This is a genomic window from Sphingorhabdus sp., from assembly GCF_044357595.1.
GTDB lineage: Bacteria > Pseudomonadota > Alphaproteobacteria > Sphingomonadales > Sphingomonadaceae > Sphingorhabdus_B.
Genome location: NZ_JBIKPH010000177.1, coordinates 1 through 3710, shown reverse-complemented (window position 1 = coordinate 3710; position 3710 = coordinate 1). Strand labels below are relative to the sequence as shown.

General features: G+C 53.8%; 8 protein-coding genes and 1 pseudogene. 1 reads left to right on the top strand and 8 read right to left on the bottom strand.

Annotated features, from left to right (window positions below):
* The coding region (locus ACIQ2T_RS12460; protein WP_397591090.1) for a PepSY-associated TM helix domain-containing protein at nucleotides 1–1332 on the top strand (1332 nt) is incomplete at its 5' end.
* Here the strand turns inward: ACIQ2T_RS12460 and ACIQ2T_RS12455 are convergent.
* The 8 genes and pseudogenes from ACIQ2T_RS12455 to ACIQ2T_RS12420 form a co-directional block, all read right to left on the bottom strand.
* Nucleotides 1320–1724 carry a SufE family protein gene (locus tag ACIQ2T_RS12455; RefSeq protein WP_397591089.1) on the bottom strand — a complete coding sequence of 135 codons (405 nt, stop codon included), beginning with the start codon at nucleotides 1722–1724 and terminating at the stop codon, nucleotides 1320–1322. The two genes, ACIQ2T_RS12460 and ACIQ2T_RS12455, sit on opposite strands and share 13 nt — an antisense overlap.
* Nucleotides 1725–1748: 24 nt before the next feature.
* A complete protein-coding gene (locus ACIQ2T_RS12450; protein ID WP_397591088.1) occupies nucleotides 1749–1991 on the bottom strand; it encodes a hypothetical protein in 243 nt (80 codons plus the stop codon).
* A gap of 27 nt (nucleotides 1992–2018) precedes the next feature.
* Nucleotides 2019–2291 carry a hypothetical protein gene (locus tag ACIQ2T_RS12445; RefSeq protein WP_397591087.1) on the bottom strand — a complete coding sequence of 91 codons (273 nt, stop codon included), beginning with the start codon at nucleotides 2289–2291 and terminating at the stop codon, nucleotides 2019–2021.
* A gap of 47 nt (nucleotides 2292–2338) precedes the next feature.
* Nucleotides 2339–2638 (bottom strand): hypothetical protein, encoded by a 300-nt coding sequence (locus ACIQ2T_RS12440; RefSeq protein ID WP_397591086.1) that lies wholly within the window; start codon nucleotides 2636–2638, stop codon nucleotides 2339–2341.
* Nucleotides 2638–2793 (bottom strand): hypothetical protein, encoded by a 156-nt coding sequence (locus tag ACIQ2T_RS12435; protein WP_397591085.1) that lies wholly within the window; start codon nucleotides 2791–2793, stop codon nucleotides 2638–2640. The genes ACIQ2T_RS12440 and ACIQ2T_RS12435 overlap by 1 nt, the downstream gene beginning before the upstream one ends.
* A 26-nt stretch (nucleotides 2794–2819) precedes the next feature.
* Nucleotides 2820–3203 carry an envelope stress response membrane protein PspC gene (pspC, locus tag ACIQ2T_RS12430; protein WP_397591084.1) on the bottom strand — a complete coding sequence of 128 codons (384 nt, stop codon included), beginning with the start codon at nucleotides 3201–3203 and terminating at the stop codon, nucleotides 2820–2822.
* A 1-nt stretch (nucleotide 3204) separates the two neighbouring features.
* Nucleotides 3205–3492 (bottom strand): envelope stress response membrane protein PspB, encoded by a 288-nt coding sequence (gene pspB, locus ACIQ2T_RS12425; RefSeq protein ID WP_397591083.1) that lies wholly within the window; start codon nucleotides 3490–3492, stop codon nucleotides 3205–3207.
* Between the two features lie 3 nt (nucleotides 3493–3495).
* A pseudogene (locus ACIQ2T_RS12420) lies at nucleotides 3496–3710 on the bottom strand (phage shock protein PspA); the annotation flags it as partial.

Below are 3710 nucleotides of genomic sequence, written 5' to 3'. Positions count from 1 at the left end.
ACATCATTCTACCGCACAATCTGGCGTTGGCATTTTTATGCATCGCTCTTCGTCATGCCACTTGTTCTCGTGCTGGCGACAACGGGTGCAATCTATTTGTTCAAGCCGCAAATAGACCGTTGGGAGGAGCGCGCGTTTAGCAATCTTTCGACTCACGGGGCCGTGTCCCCCAATGCACAACTAGCCGCAGTCATGAACGCTAATCCGGGCGCGCAGTTTCACGGATACCGTTTGCCCGCGCGGGAAGGGGACGCAGCCGTGATCCATGTCGGGCTCGCCGATGGCCGGTCCATGCGTGACGTCTATGTGTCGCCGCAGGGCAAGGTTTTAGGAAGTGTTGACCCTGAAAGTCGCATTTCCGCAACGGTCTCACGCATTCATGGTTCGCTTTTGATCGGCAGGGTTGGGGATTGGATCGTTGAATTGGCCGCTTGCTGGGCCATCGTGATGATCTTGACTGGCTTGTACATGTGGTGGCCGCGCGGGCAGGGGCTTAGGGGCGTCATCTGGCCCAGATTAAGGATGGGCAAGCGTGTATTTCTGCGCGACCTGCATGCTGTGACTGGCTTTTGGGTTTCCGGCCTTGCACTTGTTCTGCTGACCACTGGACTGCCGTGGGCGAGTGTCTGGGGCGATGCCTTTCGCGTGGCAAGGGCGGAGCTTGGCCTTGTTCAAGGCGCACAAGACTGGAAAACAGGAACCCATGCCCCACATGCAGAGCATGATCATGATGCAATGATGAAAATGCAAGCAGCTGGGATACCGCTTGTTGGTCTGTCCGACATGGTGGCCAAGGCGAAACTGGAAGATTTACCGCATCCCGTTTTTGTGAAGCCTCCGGGCGCGCCGGAGCGCTTTGGTCCACCAACGCCGATGGCTTGGACCATAAAGTCGGAATCGCAAAACAGACCGCTGAACCGGCAAATCACGTACGATGTCGCTACCGGTAAAGAACTGTCGCGAACGAGCTTTGCGGATAAGCATGTCATTGATCAGGCCGTCAATTATGGGATTGCATGGCATGAGGGGCAGCTTTTTGGCTGGATCAATCAGCTTGTCGGTGTGTTGACCGCGTTAGGCCTGATCACTTTGGTCATATCGGGCTTTATGATGTGGCGGCGGCGTAAGCCCGTTGACGCGCTTGGGGCGCCCATTGCCCCTGCTGTGCCGCAGAAAATACGCGGGGTGGTGGTCATCATCGCTTTAATGGCCATATTGTTGCCATTGCTTGCCATTTCACTGCTGGCTTTATGGCTGTTTGACCGGTTGCTGCTGCCCCGCCTTCCGGCCTTCGCGATTTGGCTGGGGGTGAGGCCAGCTCAGGTGGCGTAACGCGCTGCTGTTTCGCGGATAAGCGATATCATATTGGGAATGCCCTGCGTTCGGTTTGAACTGAGTTGGTTCTTCAGATCAAATGGGGCGAGGGCATTTTCAATATCAGTATCCAGAATTTCGGTTGCGGTTTTGCGGTCCACCGTTTTGAGGACAAGCGCTATGATGCCCTTTGTAATCGCGGCATTACTATCCGCCATAAACGAAAGTTGGTTATTGTCGGTGACCGGATAAACCCAAACACTCGCCGAGCAACCGCGCACCAATGTCGCATCGGTCTTCAGCACGTCGGGCATAAGTGCCAATTCGCGGCCAAGATCGATCAACAAACGATAACGGTCGTCGGCTTCGAGGAATTCATATTCTTCCTGGATGTCGGTGAGTGTGGTCATGTGCACCGCATATGGCTGCGAGGGCTAGATATCAATCCCTGCCGCGATAGCCTCAAGCTTTTTGACGCGTTCTTTCAAATCGGCGACTTCGATACGCGATGTGGCCGACGGCACGGGCGCATCACTGCTACGGCGGGCAATGTCCAATTCGGCATGCTTTAGCGCAATCCAGTCACGCCATCCGCGCAACCCCAGCGAAGATACAATCCCAACCGTGAGCACAGCAAAGCTACCGATAATGATGTAGAAATTGGGATCCTGTTCCATGGTTCCTATCTTTCGTTCCGCACGCCGTTACCGGTCGCGCAATTCCTCAATCTGACGGTTAAGATCGTTCGCGCTGCTGCTGTCCGTCGCGATAAGCTCAAGCACCTGAATGCGTTCCTTTAGACCGCGTATTTCATCCTGCATTTGCTGCGTTTCCGCGCTGTTCAACAGGCGGTGTGTTTTTGTACCCATGAAGTCTTCGTCTTCCACAATGCCATGCTTGGCCTTTTGCTTTGTCTGGATAATCTTTCCGATCGTGACGATAAGGATAATCGCAACGACCATTTCAAACGGGCCCATAAATTTCTCCTAGGTGTAAACATATTTGGTCAATGACGGTTGTAGGGTTAGCGCAGCCGTTCGATTTCTTCTGAAAGACGTCCCGCCTTGTCCGTTACAATCCGTTCAAGCACGGCAACTCGTTCTTCCAGATGGCCAATCTTGCCGTTGAGCGTCTCATTTTCGTTGCTCAGCAGCATGATTTTTCGCTCTACTTCGGGATAGTCGCCATCGGTCAGCGCGGTCTTGCCTCCCCATTCATCTTCCAAAGGATAGCCATGTTTGGCGCGGATCCAGTTGTTAACCAGCCAGCCGACCGTCATCAGCGCAACAATGGCGATGACGAAATTTGGTCCGCCAAAGCTCATTATAAATCCTTCCAAGGCAAGCGGCATGTGACCGGGCGGATAGCGGTGTCGCGAAAATCAACACTCCAGTTGCGGCGATCCGCCTTGCGTTTCTTCTGTGCGAAGTAACGGTATGCAAACCACCCAATCAGCCCGAGAATGATAAGCGTGAACATGATTTTTCCTTCCAGAATGTCGCCGCTTATCGAAGGCTTTCGATTTCGTCGGCCAGCTGCTTGTTGTTGCTGACATAATAGGCTTCCATTTCAGCCAACCGGTGATCGATCTCCCGAAAGCGTGAGCGGATGTCGCGGGTGGTGCGGGCGGGCGATTGACGCACGCCTTGCCAGAATTTCTGCTCTTCACGGTCGTCCGTGTAAAGATGAATGGGTTTCTGATGTGCCATCCACGCCGTGATCACATACGCAATCAGGGTCCAGGGAAAGCCGCCCATAAGCGTAAACATCACGGTACCCAAGCGAACCCAGAGAACATCAACGCCCGTATAGTCGGCAATTCCGGCGCAGACGCCTTTCCATTTCGCATTTTGCTTGTCGAGATAGAATTTGGTGTGTTTCCCTGACATTTCAGCGCTTCCTTTCTAGCTTGCGAACATTTTCCGGGCCAAAAGCCGTTGTATCGAGGTCAATGCGACGTGGCTGCCACTCCGGATTTTCCTGCGCGACCAAACGTTCCACCGTCTCCAGGCGATCTTCAAGCCGGCGGGCCAGTTCATGCATGTCGCCAAGCATCCGCTCATCATCGTTGGTGAGTGTTGCTGCGGTTTTCCAGCGGGTCACATAATGAAGCACAAGCCATGGGAGTGCAACAAACAGCATTCCTACAACCATGACCGGGACTAATATATCTGCCATGGGTTAGCCTTCCGTTTTCTGTTGAGCGTTCATGGCCTTTTTCATTTCCTCAAGCTCTGCATCGACAACGTCGAAGGTCTCGAGTGCTGCGATTTCATCGCCTAAGCTGCGCGGACCATCTGCGCCTATGACGAGCGAGTCCGCATATCCCTGCGCCTCGTCAACGCGGCGTTCGAGAACGTCGAAACGAGAAAAAGCCTCACGGACCTTGTCACCAT

Coding starts and splice junctions, on each gene's coding strand:
- ACIQ2T_RS12455 (WP_397591089.1), bottom strand. CDS start 1,724: ATGACCACACTCACCGACATCCAGGAAGAATATGAATTCCTCGAAGCC.
- ACIQ2T_RS12450 (WP_397591088.1), bottom strand. CDS start 1,991: ATGGAACAGGATCCCAATTTCTACATCATTATCGGTAGCTTTGCTGTG.
- ACIQ2T_RS12445 (WP_397591087.1), bottom strand. CDS start 2,291: ATGGGCCCGTTTGAAATGGTCGTTGCGATTATCCTTATCGTCACGATC.
- ACIQ2T_RS12440 (WP_397591086.1), bottom strand. CDS start 2,638: ATGAGCTTTGGCGGACCAAATTTCGTCATCGCCATTGTTGCGCTGATG.
- pspB (WP_397591083.1), bottom strand. CDS start 3,492: ATGGCAGATATATTAGTCCCGGTCATGGTTGTAGGAATGCTGTTTGTT.
- ACIQ2T_RS12435 (WP_397591085.1), bottom strand. CDS start 2,793: ATGTTCACGCTTATCATTCTCGGGCTGATTGGGTGGTTTGCATACCGT.
- pspC (WP_397591084.1), bottom strand. CDS start 3,203: ATGTCAGGGAAACACACCAAATTCTATCTCGACAAGCAAAATGCGAAA.